Annotated in this window: 20 protein-coding genes; 10 read left to right on the top strand and 10 right to left on the bottom strand. The window is 30.2% G+C overall.

Features of this window, described 5'->3' with window-relative positions; all coding sequences use genetic code 11:
* The 6 genes from RH95_RS09335 to RH95_RS05500 all read right to left on the bottom strand — a co-directional run.
* A partial coding sequence (locus RH95_RS09335) for a plasmid mobilization protein (protein ID WP_010245673.1) occupies window positions 1–174 on the bottom strand: 174 nt, incomplete at its 3' end.
* Window positions 175–669: 495 nt separating this feature from the next.
* Window positions 670–1,701, bottom strand: coding sequence for a VapE domain-containing protein (locus tag RH95_RS05515; protein WP_010245668.1), 1,032 nt, complete (start codon window positions 1,699–1,701; stop codon window positions 670–672).
* Between the two features lie 99 nt (window positions 1,702–1,800).
* Complete coding sequence (locus RH95_RS09800; protein ID WP_235777712.1) at window positions 1,801–1,962, bottom strand: hypothetical protein; 162 nt, start codon at window positions 1,960–1,962, stop codon at window positions 1,801–1,803.
* 147 nt (window positions 1,963–2,109) lie between these two features.
* Complete coding sequence (locus tag RH95_RS05510) at window positions 2,110–2,472, bottom strand: plasmid mobilization protein (protein ID WP_010245665.1); 363 nt, start codon at window positions 2,470–2,472, stop codon at window positions 2,110–2,112.
* Entirely contained in the window at window positions 2,465–3,589 is a 1,125-nt protein-coding gene (locus RH95_RS05505) for a site-specific integrase (RefSeq protein WP_010245662.1), read from the bottom strand. Before RH95_RS05505 ends, RH95_RS05510 begins: the two co-directional genes overlap by 8 nt.
* 1 nt (window position 3,590) lies before the next feature.
* Window positions 3,591–3,785 (bottom strand): hypothetical protein, encoded by a 195-nt coding sequence (locus RH95_RS05500; protein ID WP_010245660.1) that lies wholly within the window; start codon window positions 3,783–3,785, stop codon window positions 3,591–3,593.
* 261 nt (window positions 3,786–4,046) lie between these two features.
* On the opposite strand from RH95_RS05500, the gene RH95_RS05495 reads away from it, so the two are divergent.
* Entirely contained in the window at window positions 4,047–4,478 is a 432-nt protein-coding gene (locus RH95_RS05495; RefSeq protein ID WP_010245657.1) for a helix-turn-helix domain-containing protein, read from the top strand.
* Window positions 4,479–4,656: 178 nt separating this feature from the next.
* On the opposite strand, the gene guaA is transcribed toward RH95_RS05495, so the two are convergent.
* On the bottom strand, window positions 4,657–6,177 hold the full coding sequence (guaA, locus tag RH95_RS05490) for a glutamine-hydrolyzing GMP synthase (RefSeq protein WP_010245654.1): 1,521 nt from the start codon (window positions 6,175–6,177) through the stop codon (window positions 4,657–4,659).
* 220 nt (window positions 6,178–6,397) lie between these two features.
* On the opposite strand from guaA, the gene secA reads away from it, so the two are divergent.
* Complete coding sequence (gene secA / locus RH95_RS05485) at window positions 6,398–9,136, top strand: preprotein translocase subunit SecA (protein WP_010245651.1); 2,739 nt, start codon at window positions 6,398–6,400, stop codon at window positions 9,134–9,136.
* A gap of 807 nt (window positions 9,137–9,943) precedes the next feature.
* Here secA and RH95_RS05480 read toward each other — a convergent pair.
* On the bottom strand, window positions 9,944–11,701 hold the full coding sequence (locus RH95_RS05480; RefSeq protein WP_108720822.1) for a zinc ribbon domain-containing protein: 1,758 nt from the start codon (window positions 11,699–11,701) through the stop codon (window positions 9,944–9,946).
* A gap of 148 nt (window positions 11,702–11,849) precedes the next feature.
* Window positions 11,850–12,092: a hypothetical protein gene (locus tag RH95_RS05475; RefSeq protein WP_235777711.1), complete on the bottom strand. Its 243-nt coding sequence runs from the start codon at window positions 12,090–12,092 to the stop codon at window positions 11,850–11,852.
* Between the two features lie 263 nt (window positions 12,093–12,355).
* On the opposite strand from RH95_RS05475, the gene dnaX reads away from it, so the two are divergent.
* The 5 genes from dnaX to RH95_RS05450 all read left to right on the top strand — a co-directional run bounded on the left by dnaX (window position 12,356) and on the right by RH95_RS05450 (window position 18,410).
* Window positions 12,356–14,029, top strand: coding sequence for a DNA polymerase III subunit gamma/tau (gene dnaX, locus RH95_RS05470; RefSeq protein ID WP_010245641.1), 1,674 nt, complete (start codon window positions 12,356–12,358; stop codon window positions 14,027–14,029).
* 8 nt (window positions 14,030–14,037) lie between these two features.
* Window positions 14,038–14,379, top strand: a complete 342-nt coding sequence (locus tag RH95_RS05465; RefSeq protein WP_010245638.1) for a YbaB/EbfC family nucleoid-associated protein — start codon at window positions 14,038–14,040, stop codon at window positions 14,377–14,379.
* Between the two features lies 1 nt (window position 14,380).
* Window positions 14,381–14,983 (top strand): recombination mediator RecR, encoded by a 603-nt coding sequence (gene recR, locus RH95_RS05460; RefSeq protein ID WP_010245635.1) that lies wholly within the window; start codon window positions 14,381–14,383, stop codon window positions 14,981–14,983.
* Between the two features lie 45 nt (window positions 14,984–15,028).
* On the top strand, window positions 15,029–16,918 hold the full coding sequence (gene ftsH / locus RH95_RS05455) for an ATP-dependent zinc metalloprotease FtsH (protein WP_010245632.1): 1,890 nt from the start codon (window positions 15,029–15,031) through the stop codon (window positions 16,916–16,918).
* Window positions 16,919–17,108: 190 nt separating this feature from the next.
* The gene (locus RH95_RS05450; RefSeq protein WP_010245629.1) at window positions 17,109–18,410 is read left to right on the top strand and encodes a Na+/H+ antiporter NhaC family protein; all 1,302 of its coding nucleotides are present in this window, start codon (window positions 17,109–17,111) and stop codon (window positions 18,408–18,410) included.
* A gap of 212 nt (window positions 18,411–18,622) precedes the next feature.
* Here the strand turns inward: RH95_RS05450 and RH95_RS05445 are convergent, their stop codons facing one another.
* Entirely contained in the window at window positions 18,623–19,045 is a 423-nt protein-coding gene (locus RH95_RS05445) for a Fur family transcriptional regulator (RefSeq protein ID WP_010245625.1), read from the bottom strand.
* A gap of 118 nt (window positions 19,046–19,163) precedes the next feature.
* Here RH95_RS05445 and RH95_RS05440 point away from each other — a divergent pair, with 118 nt between their 5' ends.
* From RH95_RS05440 to RH95_RS05430, 3 genes are read left to right on the top strand one after another with little or no spacing between them, the layout of a single operon-like run.
* A complete protein-coding gene (locus RH95_RS05440) occupies window positions 19,164–20,255 on the top strand; it encodes a metal ABC transporter substrate-binding protein (protein ID WP_010245622.1) in 1,092 nt (363 codons plus the stop codon).
* Entirely contained in the window at window positions 20,255–20,914 is a 660-nt protein-coding gene (locus tag RH95_RS05435) for a metal ABC transporter ATP-binding protein (RefSeq protein WP_010245618.1), read from the top strand. The genes RH95_RS05440 and RH95_RS05435 overlap by 1 nt, the downstream gene beginning before the upstream one ends.
* Window positions 20,914–21,705: a metal ABC transporter permease gene (locus RH95_RS05430; protein WP_010245616.1), complete on the top strand. Its 792-nt coding sequence runs from the start codon at window positions 20,914–20,916 to the stop codon at window positions 21,703–21,705. The genes RH95_RS05435 and RH95_RS05430 overlap by 1 nt, the downstream gene beginning before the upstream one ends.
* The last annotated feature ends 1 nt before the right edge of the window (window position 21,706 follow it).

The raw sequence follows: 21,706 nt of genomic DNA, 5'->3' as shown, positions 1-21,706 counted from the left end.
AAGATCTCTAAACGGTTCTAAATCTACAATATAAATTTCTTTTTCTAATACACATTTTCTTAAAAAATGAGACATTGTTTTGCAATTTGCAAGTTTCATTTTCTTTTCAAAGATTTCTTTTTCTTCATCTGTTAAATATATTTTAAGTTGATTTTTTCTTGTTCTATTATCCATATATTTCTCCTTTATATTTGTTTTTTGGGGTCTTAGGGTTCTCCCTAACAAGGTAAAAATCGTAAAATTATATAGCCTTAAAAGCTATTGATTTTTTGATTTTTTCGTAAGTGGGTACTCACTTACTGTGCTTACTATTATTAACAAGTCTAAAATTTATTTCTTAATATTTTTTCAAATAGGAATTAATAAGTGTAACTGTAACTTATAAAATAAAAACTTCCAAAATTAGGCGAGCTTGTTTTAAGAGTCTGTGACAACCCCTTATTATCAAGCCATTAATTTATGTAATCCTAATTTAAGAAGATTTATAACTATGGGTTACAGGTTACAAAGTTACATTTGTATCTTTACTTGATTTGCTATATCTATTTCTAATTGATTTTCTTTTTGCCATTCTTCAGGCAACAAATTCTTATCAACTTCTATAAAGTCAGTTTCATTTTCTTCTTTCTTTTCATAATATAGTTTTACTGGAATTGAGACTCCACTTGGTCATATTCTCTTGGTCTTTGATGACTTAACTGGGATCCATTCTTGAAAATAATTATCCATAATCTCTGAAAAAGATTTTGATTTTATTTGGTAGCCTTGCATGGTTAGTTCTTTGAAACAAGTTATATTTGGATCTGCACTTTTTGGCTTATATTCTTCTAAAAAATATCTAATGTCTTCCACATCTGGGTTTAGATATTTGAACTTTTCTTGTTCCTCATACAAGTCTTTTAAAAGATTTTTTAGTATAGTCCATGCGTGTGTTTTGTTTTTAAAGATTTCATATCCCAAGGCTAAAGCCTGATTAAAATCTTCTCTTATGCATGACATATATTCTTTATCCGAAAATTTTTCCTTGTTATTTTTATCTGGAAATATAGTCCTTACTCTTTGATTCGGGTTACATTCAACAGGTAAATATCTTCTTTCTCCAGTATGATCATTAAGAAAAGTTCTTTCGTTTAATGTCCCTATAAAGATGCAAGTTCTTGGCACGTCTGTTGCATATTTTTCGTAGGGTATTCTTATTCTATCGCTTAGTTTTGATAAAAAAGATTTAGCTTCATTAGCCGATTTTGCATTTCTTAAAGCAACGAATTTTTCGATTTCAACGACAGTTTTACCCATAAGGTTCATGGCGGCATCCTTGCCTTGAATGTTTTCAATTGTGCAAAACCAATCATCTGTTATGGACAAGTATCTTGCAAAAGTCGATTTGCCTATACCTTGCCCACCAACTAAAACAATCATCTCAGCAAACTTAGATCCTGGATTGAAAATTCTTTTTATCATACCCAATATCATATGTTCCATTATCCAATTGTTAAGCTCTGTATCATCTGCTCCCAAATACTTTGGTAAAAGTTTTCTAATGGCATTTTTATCTCCATTCCATTTTAAATTTTGAAGATATTGCTTTGGCGGACTCACTTCATATTGATGAGCTACAAAACGAATAGCTTCCCATATTTTGTTGGCGTTATAATTAATTCCAAAATGTTTTTCTATCTCTAAGCCTAATCTATTGTTCAAAGAATCATCCCAAAGTCGTATTTGATTTTCCTTTATATTTCTTTCTCCGATAATTTTCCCCTGGAATTTTATTTCATTGGTAAATTTATCAAAGAATATTTATCCTTCAATGATTTTTTGATTTTGACAATATTTTGGATTTAAAATAGCAGTTACAATATTCCCAGTAATTTGTCTAACCGTCCCCTTATCTGTAGTTTGTAAGTCTAAAAAGGCGTAAGTCTGATCTATTTCTGGGAATTTTAATTTAACATCTGTCATAAGGTACACTCATTTTCTTTTTACAACCATCTAATCTCTTTATTGTTTTATATTTGTTTTCCATTTTATCCTCCCGTCTGGTATAAATAAGATTCCTTTAGTAAAAGGAACTTGTCTAGAGAACACTTCTCACAGGAGTGTATGCCTTTACTCTTTGTAGTAGGAGCTTTTTTCTTTTTTGTTTTCTTCATATATTTCTAAAATATAGATTAAAATATCAGCTTCGTTGTCATTTAGTTTGCCGAACTTTTTAACAACTTTTGCTAGTTGAAATACTTCCTTGGCTATATTATCAGAAAGTCTGTAATCACTTACTAACTTAACTTCGTGATTTAATAGCATTTGTAGAAAATAATCTTGTTTTTTAAGTCCACTTATTTCAATCTTTTTGTTTATTAGGTTATATTCTTCTTCAGATACTCTAAAATTTAAAATGCGATTTCTTTTTCTATTTTTCTCTTTATTTCTAGTTTTTTTAGAAATTTCATCTAATGAATGTCTTCTAAACATCTTTATCATCCTCTTCTAATAAATCTTTCCAATCATTTGCCTTATTATTTCTTACTTGTGTTAAAGACAGAGCCATTTCTTTTTGCTTGTTAGGGAAGAGATGAACATACCTATAGGTGATGTCAATTGATTCATGTCCAACTCTATCAGCTATTGCGGTTGCAGAAAATCCAAGTTCAATCAAGAGCGAAACGTGAGAATGCCTTAAATCATGTATCCTAATTCTTTTTACTTGAGATTTCTTAGATCCCCTATCCATTTCATGGTGTAGGTAACTCTTAGAAAAATTAAATATTAAGTCTTTTGGTTTTAACTTATAAAAGCTATCTATATATTCTTTAATCTCATCAGTTAAAAATTCAGGCATAACTATTGTCCTGATACTTTTTTTGGTCTTAGGAGCAGTTATTATATTTTTCCCATCAATTCTTTGCAAAGATTCATCAATTTTTAATGTATGCCTTTCAAAATCAAATTTCTCTTTTGTTAAAGCTAATAATTCTCCCATTCTAAGACCACACCAATACAAAAGTTCAAAAGCATAGAATGATTCAGGTTTATCTTTAATAGCTTCTATAAATCTTTCATATTCATCTTGAGTCCAAAATAGCATTTCATCAGCTTCTTTTTCTCCCATAGATCCAACATCACGAGCAACATTAGTTTTTAAATTGTAGTACCTACAGGCATGATTTAAGAGACTAGATAACTGGGCATGAATAGTTCTCAAATAAGTAGGAGAGTAGTTTTTACCATTCTTATCCTTAATCTTCATAAGCTCATTTTGCCATTGAATGATGGTTACATTATTAATCTCATTAAGCATTAAATCACCAATATAGGGAAGTATTTTTTGATTTACAATTGCTTCTTTTGTCCTCCAAGTATTTTCTCTTATTCTTGGTTTTCTATCCCTCTTGTAAAGTTCAAAAAACTCCCTAAAGCTCATTTCAATTGATTCAGAATGTTGATTTAAAAAATCTTGTTCCCATTTTAAAGCTTCTTTTTTCGTTGAAAATCCACGTTTTTTCTTAGTTAATTTTTCTCCTTTCCAGTTTGTATAATTAAATTTACAAAACCAAGTCTTGTTCCCGCTTTCATCTCTAAATGCTGGCACTCTAAACCTCCTTTGTATTTGTTGGTTTATAGTAATACTTTTCCATAAAGTATTCTCTATTTACCTTTCCTCTTTGTACACGATAACCTAATTTAACTAGGTCTTGATTCATATCGTTTATTATCTGATATGCTGTTGTCCTGCTTACATCAAGAAATTCTTGTACATCTTTTGCATTCATAAAAATACCTTTCATAATGTCCTCCTTTTATAGTTTGTAAGGTTCTACATCCACAAAAGGGCGAGCATTAATTTATTTATCTTACATTTTCCGTTCAATATAGAACGGTATGTATATATAGCAACAGTTCAAATTTGTTCTGTGAAGTTTTTTCTATTTATTTTTCTCTAAAATATTTGGATACTTGCAAATATTTACAACAGAACAGTTTTGTTGAGCTTTTGTTCGTTTTGTGATAAAATATTTATAGTTATTGTGAAATAAGGAGGAGTTAGTTTGATTTCTGGAGAAAAATTAAAAAAGTTAAGACTTATGAGAAACTTAACTCAAAAAGAACTTGCCATTAAGTCTGGCTTGACAGATGCTGCTATAAGAAATTACGAACTTGGAAATAGATCTCCAAGTAAAGAACAATTACAAAAAATATCTGAAGCACTTGATTGTGATATATCAGCATTGATTAATCATGAACCTAATTCTATTTTTGAAATAATGCATATAATTTTTGATTATGAAAAAGACATGAAGTTTAGACCTTCAGCAGAAGATGGAGAGATCACTGGACTTTTATCAAATGATGTAGATTTCAATAATTTTCTAATAGAATGGAGTGAAATGAGAAAGAAGCATTATAACGATGAGATAACAGACGAGGAATTTGAAGATTGGAAGTTATCTTACCCTAAAAAATCAAGATTTTTAAAATAAAATATGTACGCAAAAAGACCGCAGCTTGAAACTACGATCTTATTTTTTGTCCAAATGTAAACCACTTGGAACTATTATTTAGTTTATTCTTTTTAGCTTCCAGTACCATTTGAGTACCAGTAGCCATTTTTTATCCTCTCTATAGCTTGTAATTAAGCCATTTTAGAAAATTTTGAGACTATTCCCATTCAATAGTTGCTGGTGGTTTACTTGTTATGTCGTACACTATTCTATTTATATGGTCTACTTCGTTTACTATTCTATTGGAAACTTTGTCCAAGACTTCCCAAGGGATTCTTGTAAAGTCTGCTGTCATAAAGTCTGTTGTTGACACTGCTCTTAGTGCCAATGTGTAGTCATAAGTTCTAAAGTCGCCCATTACTCCTACTGATTTATTGTTTGTCAATACTGCAAAGTATTGATTGATGTCTTCTAGTTTTGCTTTTTCAAGTTCGTCTCTAAAAATTTTATCTGCGTCACGAAGTGTATCTAATTTTTCTTTTGTGATTTCTCCAATAACTCTTATTGCAAGTCCTGGGCCTGGAAATGGTTGTCTATCTACTAAATAATCTGCAAGGCCAAGTTCACGTCCAAGTTCACGAACTTCGTCTTTAAATAGCATGCGAAGTGGCTCGATTATTTCTTTAAAATCTACAAAGTCGGGAAGTCCTCCTACGTTATGATGACTTTTTATTACCGCTGAATCGCCAAGACCTGATTCGATTACGTCTGGATAAATTGTTCCTTGTGCTAAGAAGTCCACTGATTTTATTTTTTGACCTTCTTCTTCAAAGACTCTTATGAATTCTTCGCCAATTATTTTTCTTTTCTTTTCTGGATCTGTTACACCAGATAATTTTTCTAAAAATCTCTTTTCTGCGTCCACTCTTATAAAGTGCATTCCAGAATTTTTAAAGGCTTCTTCTACTTCGTCGCCTTCATTTTTTCGCAATAGTCCATGGTCTACAAAGATGCAAGTTAAGTTTTTTCCAACTGCTTTGGATAGAAGTGAAGCTGTGACAGATGAGTCAACTCCACCTGATAGAGCTAGTAAAACTTTTCCATCTCCAACTTTTTCTTTTATCTCTGCAATAGATTTTTTTGCATAATTTTCCATTGTCCAATCTTTTTTTGCACCGCAAATATTTACGGCAAAGTTTTCTAACATTTCTTTGCCATGAACTGAATGATTTACTTCTGGATGAAATTGCAATGCGTATAGTTTTTTGTCTTCATTTTCCATTGCGGCTACTGGGCAATTTTCACTTTTAGCAATTATTTTAAATCCTTCTGGTACTTTTTCTACTCTATCTACATGACTCATCCAAATAGTTTCTTCATCCGATAAGTTTTTAAATATTTCAGATTTTTCTGTTTTTATTTTAGTTTTTCCAAATTCTCTTTCCTTTGGTGCGTTTACAACTTCTCCACCAAGTATGTGTGCCATAATTTGCATTCCATAGCAAAGTCCCAAGATTGGAATATTTTTTTCGAAGATTTCTCTTTCTATTTTAGGGGCACTTTCTTCATAGACAGAATTTGGACCACCTGTAAATATTATTCCTTCTATATTTTTTCTGTTTTCTATTTCTTTTAAGGCTTTGTTGTAAGGAACTACTTCACAGTAGATGTTAAGATCTCTTATGCGTCTTGCTATCAACTGATTGTATTGGCCGCCAAAGTCAACTACTAATATCATATAAACCTCCTCGTCTTTTTATACATTTTATAATAAAAAATTTATTTTGTATAGTTGCTATTATTGTATAAATTTAATTTAAAAGAAGTATTTAACTTAATTTTATTGACATTAATTATTAGTAAACATATAATTTATAGGGAAACATAAAAAATTGATTTTTATTGTAAAGAATGCCATTTAATGATAAAATATTACGTCAGGTAAAAGGAGTGGTAAAATGGGTTTAATGGAAAAGATTTTTGGTACCTACAGCGATAGGGAATTAAAAAAAATCGAGCCCCTTGTAAATAAAGTTATGGATCTCGAAGGTGAGATGGAAAAACTTTCTGATAATGAGCTAAAAGCAAAGACTGAAGAGTTTAAAAATAGACTTAACAATGGTGAAACAACTGATGACATTCTTCCAGAAGCTTTTGCAGTGGTAAGAGAAGCTGCATGGAGAGTTCTTGGAATGAAACACTTTAGAGTGCAAGTAATCGGTGGCATTGTTCTTCACCAAGGCAGGATTGCTGAAATGAAAACTGGTGAAGGTAAGACACTTGTTGCAACTCTTCCTGCATATTTAAATGCACTTGAAGGAAAGGGTACGCACATTGTAACAGTAAATGATTATTTGGCTAGTCGTGATAGAGATTGGATGGGCAAGGTCTACGAATTTTTGGGATTAAGCGTTGGTTGTATTATTCACGACATGGATCAAGAAGACAGAAAAATTGCATACAATTGCGATATTACTTACGGTACAAATAATGAATTTGGATTTGACTATCTAAGAGATAATATGGTTATCTACAAAGAAGAAATGGTTCAAAGGGGACTTCATTTCTGTATTGTCGATGAAGTTGACTCAATTTTAATTGATGAAGCTAGAACTCCACTTATTATTTCTGGTCAAGGCGATGAATCCGTTGATCTTTATGTAAGAGCAAGAGATTTTGTAAATACTTTGTCACACAGAATTAAGAGTCAAGATGAAATTGATCTTGAAAGATTTAATAGAGAATTTGAAGAAGAAACTGTTGATTACGTTATAAATGAAAAAGATAAAACTGCAACACTTACTGATAAAGGTATCGAAAAGGCTGAGAAATATTTTGGAATAGAAAATTTATCAGATGCATCTAATATGGAACTTTCTCACCATATCAATCAAGCACTTAAAGCTGCAGGAACTATGAAAAATGATATAGATTATGTTGTAAAAGATGGCGAAATCATAATAGTAGATGAATTTACTGGTCGTTTAATGTATGGTAGAAGATATTCTGAAGGTCTTCACCAAGCAATAGAAGCTAAAGAAGGTCTAGAAGTAAGAGCAGAATCTAAAACTCTTGCTACAATTACGTTCCAAAATTATTTTAGAATGTATAAAAAGCTTTCTGGGATGACTGGTACTGCCATGACAGAAGAAGGCGAATTTAGAGATATTTATAATATTGACGTTGTTGAAATTCCTACAAATAAGCCTGTAATAAGGGATGATGATAATGATCAAATTTATATAAATGAGGATGCAAAATTTAAAGCAGTTACAAGAGAAATTGAAGAAGCACACGCAAAAGGACAACCAGTTCTAGTTGGTACAATTTCTATTGATAAGTCAGAAGCACTTTCTAAATATTTAAAACGTGCCGGCATAAAGCACAATGTCTTAAATGCTAAGAAACACGAACAAGAGTCTGAAATAGTTGCACAAGCTGGTCGTTTCGGTCAAGTTACTATTGCAACAAATATGGCTGGTCGTGGTACCGACATTGTACTTGGTGGTAATCCAGAGTATCTTGCTAAAAAAGAACTTAAAAAGCAAGGTATGGAAGAAGAAATGCTTGAATATGCAGATTCATATTTCAACACAGATGATTCAGAAATTTTAAAAGCAAGAGAAGATTATCAAAATCTTGTGAAGAAATTCAAGGAAGAAACTGACAAAGAAGCAGAAGAAGTTAAAAAAGCTGGTGGACTTAGAATAATTGGTACAGAAAGACATGAGTCAAGACGTATTGACAACCAACTTCGTGGACGTTCTGGACGTCAAGGAGATCCTGGTTTTTCAAGATTCTATATTTCTGCAGATGATGATTTAATTAGACTTTTTGCTGGAGATAGATTTAAAGAAACAATGCTAAAGCTTGATCCGGAAGAAGATGAACCAATTGAACATAAAATTCTAACTAGATTAATTGAATCTGCACAAAGAAAAGTTGAAGGCAATAACTTTAGTATTCGTAAAAATGTTTTAAAATACGATGATGTTATGAATAAACAAAGAGAAGTTATCTATGCTGAAAGACGAAAAGTTTTGGAAGGTGAAAACCTAAAAGATGACATTATGGAAATGAGAAATGATGTTATTGACAATACAATAGATTTTTACAATAAACTTGATGACAACAATAAAAATTATCTAGATTTTGAATCAATTAGAAATTTTGGAGTTAGTACTTTTGACTTTGAAGAAGATTTCTTAAAGGGAATTGAAAATCCAACAGCAGAAAGTTTAAAATCTTTCATAAAAGAACTTGCTGATGAAAAATATAAAGAAAAAGAAGAAGACTTTGGAGAAGAAAAATTTAGAGAAATTGAAAGAGTTGCACTACTTCAAAATGTTGACCAAAAATGGATGGATCATATTGACGCAATGGATCAACTTAGAAAGGGAATTGGGCTTCGTGCAGTTGGACAAACTGACCCAGTAAGGGCATATGCTGAAGAAGGTTTCGACATGTTTCAAACTATGAATGAGTCTATAAAAGAAGACACAGTGAAGATGCTCTACCATGTAGCGAACCCTGAAAAAGTTAAGAGAGTTAGAGTTGCAAAAGAAGTGGAAACTGTAAATCCAGATGATGGAAAGAAAAAACCTTATGTGAGAAAAGAAAAGAAAGTTGGCAGAAATGATCCATGTCCATGTGGAAGTGGAAAAAAATATAAAAATTGTCACGGAAAATATGAATAATTAACAAAAGGACTTTCAACAAATTGTTGAGAGTCTTTTTTTGTAAAAGTATGTGTAATAGGAAAAGGATAATTCTAAAACCATAACTTTATCAAGATAAATTATTGACACAGAATTAAATATATTATAAAATTATTTTACAAATAAATATTAACTGCTTCATTTTGCATGAGCTATTACAATAGATCAATAAACAATTTGAGACCCAGTGAATAAAGTAATCTTTATTTTGCTGGGATTTTTTAATATATTTTATAATTTGTTTAGTATGAATTTTGTAATGAAGTAAATAAGGAGGGTATTTTTTGTTCTTTGTCAAGAGTTTAGGGACAACTCATCCATGTAATGTATTTAAAGTTGATTTGGGGATAAAGCTAATTTTATTCTAAATTTACTTGATTTTTATGATTTTAGGGTGCACAAACAAGACCTAAGGCCATTTTTTATGATATTATTAATAATATTTTGTTCTGAAATGGTTAAAGTTTTACATTCCAAAATTTGTTCTTTTTATGGGTTCTATTCTATTGTATAATCTTTCTAAGTATCCATTAATCCAGGAATGAGGAGGAGTTTAATACTTTTTCTTTCCAGTATTTTTTCTTCTATTGTTAGGATTCCTGAATCTTTTTTTAGATACTTTTTATTTTTTAAAGTAGATAATGGAAAGTTTTATCGGCACAATAAGGGTAATATTTTGGTTTCTTTCATAGATATTGTATTTATTTGGCAATTCGTATGCAAAAAAATATCTGTTAAGGGATATTTTTATCCCCAACAGATATTTTAGCTCCTTTTTAAAACTATTTAAAAAAGTGTTACAAATATAAAATTAATTATAAACCAGACCATTTTAAATAAAAGTTCAAGAAGTGTAAATGGAATGGCATACCATCCAATAAAGTTAATTTTAGATTCTCCCAAATCTCTATTATAAAGGGTAATTGCAATTAAAAGAGATAAAATAATTACAAGAAGTGTTGCAAGGGGCATAGCTGTCAATGCTTGCAAAATATCATATTTTAGGAATCCTCCATAAGGAGAAATTATAAATCCTATAAACAAAAATACTTTACAAATTATCCAATTTATAAGAGCGAATTTTTTAACTTCAGAATAGCTAGTATCAATATCATCTCTATCAGTAGCAATGTTTAGTGGAATATAAAATTCTAAATAGTCAAATACAAGTTTAAGAATTATAAATAAAATAAGTAAGAAACTAAAAGATCCATTTCCAATTAGAACTGAAATTGCAGTCAAAGATGCACCTATACCTATTACGATTTTACTTTCCCTAGAACCTAAATCGCCTATATAATTTGAAATTCTAGAAGTCAATATATCTAAATTTTCTAAAATTTTATCTAACCATTCGAGTAATGTTTTAGAAAATTTTGAATTTTTTTGATTTTCTCTTTTTGAGAATTTTTTTTCGATAGATTTATCAAATTTCGAATCAGATTTTTCAATTTCTTTTACAGGTTTTTCACCTTTATCCTTAAAAGTAAATAAGTCCTTAAGTTTTTCAGACTTATTTATTTTCTCCTCTGTATTTTTAGGATTTTGTGATTTTTTTTCTTTAAAAATTTTTTTACTCGATATATTTTTATTTGGTGAATTAAATTTTTTATCAGAGTCATCTTTTAAAGATTTATTATCGCTATTTTTTTTATTTAAATTATCTTTTTTTTCTTTTTCTTTATCAGATTTTACAATTGCTTCTTCAATATCAACCTTAGGAGTGCTAAGAGTATTTTCAAAATTTTTGTCAGAATCTTCTAGAGATTTACTTATTTCTAAATTTCTAGTATCTTCTTTTTTAGAATCGTCATCTTTTAAATTAGAAAAGATAGAGTACTCATCGTCATCTTCATTGATAAAATTTTGCCATTTTTCTTTAAAAGAAAATTTTCTAGATTTTTCATCTTCGGTGAAAGAATCATATTGTTCTTTTTGAGAAAGTTCATAATTATTTGAGTTTGAATCCCTATTAGCAGAAGAAAAAGTTGACTTTGAAGAATTTTCTTTGTAATTTGATTTTTTTAGTTCTTCTTGGACTCTTTTGACAAGTTCCTTCTGACTTATGTTAAAGTTATCCTTGATATTTTTGGAATTATCATCTATTAAGAAATCCTTATCAGAGATTTTCGAAGAGCTTGATAATTTTTCTGGACTATCTTTTCTATTTTCTTTAGAAAATTTAGATTCTTTATTTTTTTCTAAATTATTTGAAATAAATTTGTCTTTTTTATTTTCCCTTTCAGGTGATTTCTTTTGGACATTGCCCTTTTCATGGTCTTCAATATTTTTGGAAATCTTTCTGTCAACTTCTTCGATGATATTTTTTAATTCGTCTGTGGTGTCTATTGAATCTAAGGATTTAGGATTAAAAACTCTTGTATTTTCACTTATTTTCTTTATTTTATTGGTATCCTTATTATTATCAGACGTTACATTTATACGAACATCCTTTAGATTTTTACCGCAATAAGCACAAAAATTATCATCTTTAGAAACTGGATTTCCACATTTTGGACAAAACAAAAAAACACCTTCTTTCATATATTCTATTTTATAATTATAACATATTTTTTACACCGAACAAATTAAATAAAAAATTAAAAAGTAAGTTTGATGGCGTTAACTAATTAAAAATTTAAGTATAAAAAAAGAAAGCCCCGAAAGGCTTTCTAAATAATTTAAACTAAAATTATTTTGCAGCTTCTTCGTTGTTTGTGTTTTCAGTAGCTGCATTAGCATCAGCGTTAGCTTCAGCTTTTTCTTGTTCAGCGTTAACAGCTGCATTAGCTTCATCTTCTTTAGCGTTAGCTTCAGCTTTAGCTTCGTTAGCATTTGCTTGAGCTTTGTTAGCTTCAGCTTGTTCTTCTACTGCATTGTTTTTAGCGTTAGCTGCTTCTTCTTTTTTGTTATTAGCGCCTTGGCATGCTACCATACCTAACATTAATACGGAAATCATTCCAACGCTTGCTATTTTCTTTAAATTTTTCATTTTAATAAATCCTCCTAATTTTTGAAACACATTGTTTCTTGATTTGTCTATATATTATACTGGTCATGTGAAAATTATGTGAAGATGGTGTTAAAAATTTTTGGAAATAGAATTATAGAAAATTAAACTCTTCAAAAGAAGTTTTAAAAATTGTAAAAATAATTTATAAAAAAGTTTTTTCATGTATAATTATTTTAGGTGAGAAAATGTACAAAGCTTTATATAGAAAATACAGATCCAAAACTTTTGATGAATTATATGGACAAGATGCAGTTGTTGCTTCGTTGAAAAATCAGGTAAAAAATAATGAGATAAGTCATGCATATATATTCCAAGGGACTAGAGGTACAGGGAAAACTTCTGCGGCAAAAATTCTATCTCGTGCTGTAAATTGTCTTAATCCGATAGATGGAAATCCATGCAATGAATGTGAGAATTGTAAAAAAATTTTAAAAGAATCAGTTCTAGATGTTGTAGAAATGGATGCAGCAAGTAATAATGGTGTCGACGACATAAGAGAGTTAAAGGAAAAAGTAATTTATCCTCCACAGTCTTTAAAATACAAAGTATATATTATTGACGAAGTTCATATGCTTTCAAAAGGAGCGTTTAATGCACTTTTAAAAGTTTTAGAAGAGCCTCCAAAACATTTAATTTTTATTCTTGCTACAACTGAAATTGAAAAAATCCCTGCAACAATACTTTCCAGATCTCAGAAGTTTAATTTTAAGAGAATATCAATAGAAGATATAGAAAGAAACCTCAAGAGAATAACGGAACTTGAGGGCAAAACTTGTGACGAAGAAGTATTTACTCTTCTTGCAAAAAACTCTGATGGAGCCATGAGAGATGCGATTTCTATTTTAGATCAACTTTTGACGAAAAAAACTGATCACATAAAAATAGAAGATGCTATGGAAGTTTTGGGAATTTCTTCTTCAAAATTATTATTTGAACTTTCTAAGTTTTTAATAGAAAGAAATATAAGTAATTCTTTATTTACAATTGATGAAATTTATAGAGAAGGAGTTGATTTCACGACTTTATCGGGGCAGTTATTAGAGCACTTTAGAGATCTTTTATTAGTAAAAACTTTAAGTGATCCAAAAAAAATTGTCTATACAACATATTTAGATGAATTTAAAGAATTGGCGACAAAAGTTGACTTGGAAGATCTTCTTATTATAATTGAAATTTTGAAAAATTTGTCAAATGAAATAAAATATGCAGATAACAAGAGAGTTGTCTTTGAAATGAATTCAGTAAAAGTTTGCAACAGAGTTACAAAAGATGACTTATGTCTTAGAGTAAAAGCCATTGAAGATAAGGTAAGCTCTTTTGAAAGCGGGAATTTTATAAATAAAAGTACTAAAAAAAATAATATTTCAAAAGAATATAAGGATTATGATGATTTACAAAAAAAACATACAAAAGATGATGAAAATATTGCAGAAAGTGTAGAAGATAACTTAATTGAAAAATTTGATGATTCTGCTATAATAAAGAGTAATGGAGAAGTGGAAGATGGAATTATTAAGAGTGCTGAAGAGGCTTCTTGTAGTTCACTTTCCTTTGAAATAATAAAAATGGATTGGCAAAGAATAATTGACGAACTTATTTCTAAGGGATTTAATGGTTTTGCTGGTTTTGTAAAGTTTGCAGAGCCTAGTGAATTTCATGACAATATTTTAAAAATTACTTTTGAAGAAAAAAATAGTTTGTTTTATTCTTATTGCATTCGCCCAGAAAACAAAAATATTTTGCCAGATCTATTAGAAAGTATTTATGGCGAAAAAATAGATGTCAGAATGGATATCAAAAAGGGTGGTCCAGATAAACTAGAAGAAATTTTTGGAAAGAATAATATAGAAGATATTTAGGAGGAAATATGGCTAAAGGCGGATTTAATGGCTTCCCAGGTGGAGGCGGAAGAAATAATATGATGAAACAAATTGAAAAGCTTCAAAAACAAATGGAAGAGATGCAGGAAAATTTAGCTAATGAAGAAATTTCTGCAACTTCAGGTGGTGGGGCTGTGTGTGCAACTGTAAATGGAAATAAGGAACTTATTTCTATTAAACTTGATAAAGACGCAGTAGATCCTGATGATGTTGAAATGTTAGAGGATTTAATTGTAGCTGCAGTAAATGAAGCTCTTAGAAGTGCTGATAACAAAATGAGTTCTCAAATGGGTAAATTTACAGGTGGATTAAATATACCAGGACTATAAAATGAACAACGAAATTGGACCTATTGAGGATTTAATTAAAAAATTAAATAGACTTCCTGGTATTGGTTCCAAAACTGCTCAAAGACTTGCTTATTACATTATTGGTTTAGATGAAGCCGAGGCACTTGATATTGCAAATTCTATTGTTTCTGCAAATAAGAATACTGTAGAGTGTTCTATTTGTAGGAATTATGCAGACAGCGATCCTTGTGAAATTTGTGCTGATAAATCCAGAGATGATTCTGTTATATGCGTGGTTGAAAGTCCGAAGGATGTTGAAGCAATGGAAAGATCACTTAGCTTTCGTGGGAAGTACCATGTGCTACATGGAGAAATTTCTCCACTTAAAGGGAAAACTCCAGAGGATGTAAAAGTAAAGGAGCTTATAGATAGAGTTGAGAAAGGAAATGTAGAGGAAGTTATTGTGGCAACAAATCCAACTGTTGATGGAGATGCAACAGCGAGATATATAAAAAATATACTAGAAGATTATGATGTAACTGTTTCTAGAATAGGTTACGGTCTTCCAGTTGGTGGAAATCTCGAATTTTATGATGAGATAACTATTCAAACAGCGATTCAAAATAGAAGAAGGCTAGATTAATTTTGGGACTTGTTCCAAAATTTTTCTTTTTGAAGGGAGAAAATTTTGTCTAACAACAAAAATAATTTTAATAAATATATTCCCAAGATTCTTTATGTTATATTGGTAATAAGTATTTTTTATTTAGTTACCATATTTTTTGTACCAAAACTTAATAAGGATCAAAGTATAAAGAAAATTGATTATGTATCCTTTGTAAATATGGTAAAAAAAGGTGAGGTAAAGAAAGCAGAAGTAAGAGATAAAACTATTGCTTTTGAAGTAGAGAAAAAAGGGGAAAAAGTAAAGTACGAAACTAATAGGATGTATGATCCTAATTTAGTTGATAGATTAGCAGATGCAAATGTGAAAAGTGCACAAGTTTATAAAACTGAAATGAATCCAGTGCTTTCATTTATAATATCTACTATTGCAACTTTTGCAATTTTTATAGCTTTTTGGATTTTTCTATCCAAGGTTTTATTCAAAAAAATGGGCGATGTTGGTCCAATGAATCTTGGGAAAAGTGGAGCAAAGATTTATGTTGAGTCGACTGACGGCATAAAGTTTGAAAATGTAGCAGGACAAGATGAAGCAAAAGAAGCTTTATCAGAACTTGTTGATTTTTTACACAATCCAAAAAAATATACAGAAATAGGGGCAAAGCTTCCTAAAGGGGCACTTTTAGTTGGGCCTCCAGGAACTGGTAAGACACTTCTTGCAAAAGCTGTAGCGAGTGAAGCGGGAGTTCCTTTCTTTTCGATTTCAGGCTCTGCCTTTGTAGAAATGTTTGTAGGTCTTGGAGCAGCAAAAGTTAGAGATTTATTTAAGCAAGCTGTGGAAAAAGCTCCCTGTATAATTTTTATAGACGAAATAGATACAATTGGTAAAAAAAGAGATGGCGTTGGCATCTCAGGAAATGATGAAAGAGAACAGACATTAAATCAACTTTTATCAGAGATGGATGGTTTTGATGCTAAAGCTGGTGTAGTAATTTTAGCTGCAACAAATAGACCAGATTCTCTTGACCCAGCTCTTTTAAGGCCGGGCAGGTTTGACAGAAGGATACCAGTAGAACTTCCAGATTTAAGTGGAAGAATTGACATTCTAAAAGTTCATGCGAAAGATATAAAAAAAGAAGAAAATATAGATTATTCAAAGATTGCTCGTGCGACTGCTGGAGCAAGTGGTGCAGACCTTGCCAATATGATAAATGAAGCAGCTCTTCGTGCAGTGCGTGAAGGCAGAGATAAAATGAGCGAAAGAGATATAGAAGAATCAGTAGAAGTAGTTTTGGCAGGTTATGAAAAGAAGAATGCAGTCATATCTTCTCGTGAAAAAAGAATAATTGCATATCATGAAGTGGGGCATGCACTTGTAGCTGCAAAACAAAAAGATTCTGCTCCAGTTCATAAGATTACAATTATCCCAAGAACTTCAGGTGCACTTGGATATACTATGCAAGTTGACGAAGAAGAAAAATTCTTAATGACAAAAGAGGATGCAATTAATAGCATTGTAACCTTAACTGGAGGAAGGTCAGCAGAAGAATTAATATTTAATATAAGGACAAGTGGAGCTTCAAATGATATTGAAAAGGCAACAAAGATTGCAAAGGCTATGGTTACAAGATTTGGAATGACAGATGAATTTGGATTTGTAGCACTAGAATCAATGACTAATGCCTATCTAGGAGGGGATACTTCTCTTCAATGTTCTCCACAGACACAATATGAAATTGACGAAGCTGTGCAAAAAATAATTGATGGAGCACATGAGAAAGCTAGGAAGATTTTAAAAGAAAATATAAAAGCACTTCATGCAATTGCAGAATATCTTTTAAGACAGGAAACTATAACAGGTGAAGAATTTATGGATATTTTAAAAGAGTATGAAGAAAAAGAAGAGTTATCAAATAAAGATGATGACAAAATTGAAAGTGAAAAAAAAGAATAAAGTTTTTAGATTAAAACTATTTTTATATAATATTTTTCGTGTAAATCAATTGCAAATTAGTCGTTAATTAAGTATTAAAGTTCGGAAAAGATTTTTCTAATCACAGAAAAGTCTTTTTTTTATACAAATTTTAGATTACAATGTATAATTAGGGTATAAAAAATATATAAAAAAAGAAAAGGGGAGAATAATGATACTTTCAAATGCAGTTATACTGTCAGTAATAATACTGGCGGCTTTATGTTTAGCTAAAGTACCTGTATTTTTTTCGCTGATGATTTCAGCAATATGTGCAGGACTTATTTCGGGAACAGGGATTTCTGAAACTATGAAACTTTTAATAGGGGGTATGGGCAATAACGCCGAGACAGCACTTAGCTACATACTTCTTGGTTCGCTTGCTTTTTGTATGCAAGAAACTGGTGCAGCAGATATAATGGCAAAAAAAATAGGATCTCTTGTAAAAGACAATAAGATTTTACTTTGTATTATTATAATTTTAATTGCTATTGCAGCAGAAACTATAATACCAATTCACATTGCTTTTATACCTATCTTGATACCACCACTTCTTTCACACATGAACAAGATGAAGATGAATAGAAAAATGCTTTCTGTTTCTTTTGGTTTTGGACTTAAAGCTCCTTATATTGCCATACCTGTTGGTTATGGTGCAATATTCCAAGGGCTTATAGTAGATTCTTTTAACAGATCAGGGCTTTCTATTGTGAGAAAGGATGTTATAACAACAAACTGGATAGTTGCAGCTATAATGTTTGCAGGTCTAGTAGCAGGTTTAATATTTTTCTCACGCGATAGAGATTATGCAGAAAAAGAAGTTGAAGATTCAGAAGTAAGAGAAATTCCAGATAAATTGGAAAAAAGACATATACTTGTACTTTTATCAGGAGTAATAACTGTTTTAGTGCAAATATTTACAGAATCACTTCCACTAGGTGCATTAGTAGGTCTTATTTTTATAGTAGTAACTAGAGTTATAAAATGGGACGAAATACAAAAAATGCTTGATGGCGGAATAAACATGATGGGATTTATAGCTTTTGTAATGTTAATTGCAGCAGGTTATGCAAATGTACTAATGAAGACAGGTTCTGTTGATGCTTTGGTACAATATGCTACATCTTTATTAGATGGTTCAAAACTTGTAGCTTCTTATGTAATGATTCTTTTAGGACTAATGATTACTCTTGGAATAGGAACTTCTTTTGGTACAGTTCCAATTATCTCAGCTATATATGTACCGATTGCAGTTAGCCTTGGATATTCAATCCCAGCTACAATTTTACTTGTAACAATTGCAGCAGTTTGTGGAGATGCAGGATCACCGGCATCAGACACAACTCTTGGACCAACATCTGGACTTTCTGTGGACGGTCAACATGATCATATAAAAGATACTTGTGTCCCACAATTTACATTTTATGGAATACCATTAATTTTAATTGGTGGTTTCATAACAACTTTAATTTAAAAAGATTATTACTAAAAATTAAATTAAAAGAAAATAAAAGAAACTTCTGCGGGGTGGACAGAAGTTTCTTTTATTTTCTTTATCAAAATATAAGTAAAGGATTAGCAAAATAATATTATAAAATAATATTAACTTACTAAATATATTATAACTCTATTATAAAAAAAGTAAAGAAGAATTTTGTAATGCGAATGGCATTTCACATAGTGGATTTAATCTTTTTTATTTTTTTGGCAGTCAGGGCAAATTCCACGAAGTTCTACAATATGGCTTATTACAGTATAGCCAGTTTCTTTCTCTGCAATTTTTTCAAAGTCTGCAATAGGACAATTTTCAATTGCAGAAATTTTACCACATTTAGCACAAACTATATAATGTCTGTGTCTATCATCATTGAATTCAAAATAATAAAGTCCATTGTGATATAAATTTTTCTTTAAAATATTTTTGTCAGATAGTTCATTTAACATTCTATAAAGTGAAGTAAAGCTTGGAATTATTTTTTTATTAACAGAACTATATATTTCTTCTGTATTCATTGGAATTTTTGAATTATATAATAAGTCAAGTAGCTCAATTCTACCGTGAGTTATTTTTAAATCATTTTTTCTTAAAATGTTTTCGTAATTTTTCAAAATATCACCACCTAATTTTATTATTATATCAAAATTTAATTAATTAAAAAAATTACTTTTATAATAAAGAATTAGTGGTATAATAATTAATGGAAATCATTATTATTTAGGAGGAATTATGAAAAATATTAAAAAATTTTTAATTTTATTAGCCGGCATAGTTTTACTATCAGGTTGTTCTAAAGGTCAAGATACAAAAGATGTGGCTAAGGAAGTTGCAGATGAGAAAAGTGGATTAAAGGTTTACGCTTCAGTTTATCCAGTATATGATTTTGCAAAAAAAATTGCTGGAGATAAAATTGATGTAGAAATGGTTATGCCACAAGGTACTGAGCCACATGGATGGGAACCAGATTCTGAGGCAATAAAAAATCTTGAAGGTGCAGATATGTTTATTTATAATGGTGCAGGGTTAGAATCTTGGACTGATAAAGTAATTGGTTCACTTTCAAATAAAGATTTAAAAGTAGTAGAAGCATCAGAAGGTGTTGAACTTATAAAATCAACTCATACTCATGAGCATGAAGATCATGATCATGAAGCAGTAGAAGAACACAATCACAATCACGAAGCAGAAGAAAATAATCACAATAATGATTTAGAAAATCACAACCACAATCATGAAGCAGAAGAAAATAATCATAATCATGAAGAACACCATGATCATGAACATGAACATCATCATGGACCAATGGATCCACATGTTTGGATTTCACCAAAAAACGCAAAAATTGAAATGGAAAATATAAAAAATGCTTTCGCAGAACTTGATGAAGAAAATAAAGATTATTACGAGTCAAATTATGAAAAATATGCTAAAATGTTAGATGAACTAGATGCAAAATATAATGACTCTTTAAAAGATCTTCCAAATAAAACAATTGTAGTAAGTCATGAAGCATACGGTTATTTGTGTAAGGATTATGGTTTAACTCAAATTGGCATTAAAGGTGTAAATGCAGAAACTGAACCAGATGCAAAGAAAATGGCAGAAATAATTAATTACATCAAAGAAAACGATATAAAAACTATTTTCACAGAAGAATTAATTGATCCTAAAGTTTCAAAAATTATTGCTGATGAAACAGGTTGTGATGTAAAAGTCCTTTCACCAATTGAAGGTTTAAGCGAAGAGCAAATTAAAAACAATGAAGAATATTTTAGCATCATGGAACAAAATCTAGAAAATTTAGTAGGTGCTTTAAAATAGTGAAGGAAAAATTATTAGAAATCAAAAATCTAAGTTTTAAATATAGCGACGATTTGATTTTAGATGATATAAATTTTGATGTCTATAAGGGCGATTATATTGCCCTTATAGGTTCTAATGGTGCTGGAAAGTCCACTTTGATTAAGTTGATATTAAATCAACTCAATCCACTTTTTGGCACTATTTCTTTTTATATAGAAAATGGTTTAAAAGATATTGGTTATGTTCCCCAGCTTTCTGTGTCGGCGAGTTTAGAATTTCCAATAACGGTGACAGAGCTTTTGTCACTTTCTCTTTATCCAAGGAATAAAGGATTTAAAAAGCTAAAAGATTTTGACATAGAGAGAATTGAAAATGCATTAAATCTTGTTGGAATGGCAAAGTATAGAGATAGACTTTATACGGAACTTTCTGGTGGACAGAGGCAGAGAGTTTTAATTGCAAAGGCTCTTGTTTCTACACCTGAGTTTTTAATTTTAGATGAACCTATGACTGGAGTGGATAAAGAATCTAAGGAGTCACTTTTTCATCTGTTAAGTCATATAAATAGAGAACACAATATTACAATTTTAATGATTACTCATGACCTTGATGAAATAGAAGATAATGTAAATAAAGTTTTTGAAATAAAAGATAAAAAGATAAGGGAAGTGGAATAATGGAAATTTTTCAGTATTCATATATGATTAAGGCTCTTATAGTTGGAGCTTTTTTGTCAATAATTATTCCATGTATGGGCGTAGTTGTAGTAAATAAAAAAATATCTGTGATAGGAGATGCCTTATCTCATGTGTCTCTTGCAGGGGTAATGCTTGGTCTTATAACATCAACATCGCCAGTTTTGGGGGCATTAGTTTTATGTGTTATTGGCTCAATTTTCTTAGAATATGTGAGGACAAAGTTCCCTGGGTATCAAGAAATATCTAGTGCAATTTTAATGAGTACAGGAATTGGGCTTGCTTCAATTTTTTCAGGTTTCGTAAAAACTACTGCGAATTTTGAAGAATATCTTTTTGGATCTATAATTGCAATACCAAAATTTGATTTTTATTTAATTTTAATTATTTCAATAATTGTTTTTATTTTATTTTCTTATTTATTTACAGATTTAATGTATATTTCCTTTGATGAATCTTCAGCTAGGTTATCTGGCGTAAATGTTGATAGAATTAATTTAATTTTTATGATTCTTATAGCAGTTACGATTTCTGTTTCTGCAAGGACAGTTGGTATTTTAATAATTTCATCACTAATGGTTGTGCCCGTTGCCTGTGCGATGCAATTTAAAAAGGGATATTTAAAGACGACGATCCTTGCATCAATTTTTGGCTTTATTTTTACAATGATTGGATTATTTTTATCTTTTTATGTAGGATTAAAACCAGGTGGTACAATTGTATTGATTGGAGTTTTCTTTTTAATAATTTTACTTTTCATAAAAAAAAGATGAG

Source organism: Peptoniphilus rhinitidis 1-13 (assembly GCF_000246925.1).
Taxonomy (GTDB): Bacteria; Bacillota; Clostridia; order Tissierellales; family Peptoniphilaceae; genus Peptoniphilus_A; species Peptoniphilus_A lacydonensis.
The sequence above is the reverse complement of the archived record's forward strand: the minus strand, read 5'-3'. Positions and strand labels throughout refer to the sequence as shown.

Coding starts and splice junctions, on each gene's coding strand:
- RH95_RS09800 (WP_235777712.1), bottom strand. CDS start 1,962: ATGACAGATGTTAAATTAAAATTCCCAGAAATAGATCAGACTTACGCC.
- RH95_RS05510 (WP_010245665.1), bottom strand. CDS start 2,472: ATGTTTAGAAGACATTCATTAGATGAAATTTCTAAAAAAACTAGAAAT.
- RH95_RS05500 (WP_010245660.1), bottom strand. CDS start 3,785: ATGAAAGGTATTTTTATGAATGCAAAAGATGTACAAGAATTTCTTGAT.
- guaA (WP_010245654.1), bottom strand. CDS start 6,177: ATGATATTAGTAGTTGACTTTGGCGGCCAATACAATCAGTTGATAGCA.
- secA (WP_010245651.1), top strand. CDS start 6,398: ATGGGTTTAATGGAAAAGATTTTTGGTACCTACAGCGATAGGGAATTA.
- RH95_RS05480 (WP_108720822.1), bottom strand. CDS start 11,701: ATGAAAGAAGGTGTTTTTTTGTTTTGTCCAAAATGTGGAAATCCAGTT.
- RH95_RS05475 (WP_235777711.1), bottom strand. CDS start 12,092: ATGGTAGCATGCCAAGGCGCTAATAACAAAAAAGAAGAAGCAGCTAAC.
- dnaX (WP_010245641.1), top strand. CDS start 12,356: ATGTACAAAGCTTTATATAGAAAATACAGATCCAAAACTTTTGATGAA.
- RH95_RS05465 (WP_010245638.1), top strand. CDS start 14,038: ATGGCTAAAGGCGGATTTAATGGCTTCCCAGGTGGAGGCGGAAGAAAT.
- recR (WP_010245635.1), top strand. CDS start 14,381: ATGAACAACGAAATTGGACCTATTGAGGATTTAATTAAAAAATTAAAT.
- RH95_RS05450 (WP_010245629.1), top strand. CDS start 17,109: ATGATACTTTCAAATGCAGTTATACTGTCAGTAATAATACTGGCGGCT.
- RH95_RS05440 (WP_010245622.1), top strand. CDS start 19,164: ATGAAAAATATTAAAAAATTTTTAATTTTATTAGCCGGCATAGTTTTA.
- RH95_RS05430 (WP_010245616.1), top strand. CDS start 20,914: ATGGAAATTTTTCAGTATTCATATATGATTAAGGCTCTTATAGTTGGA.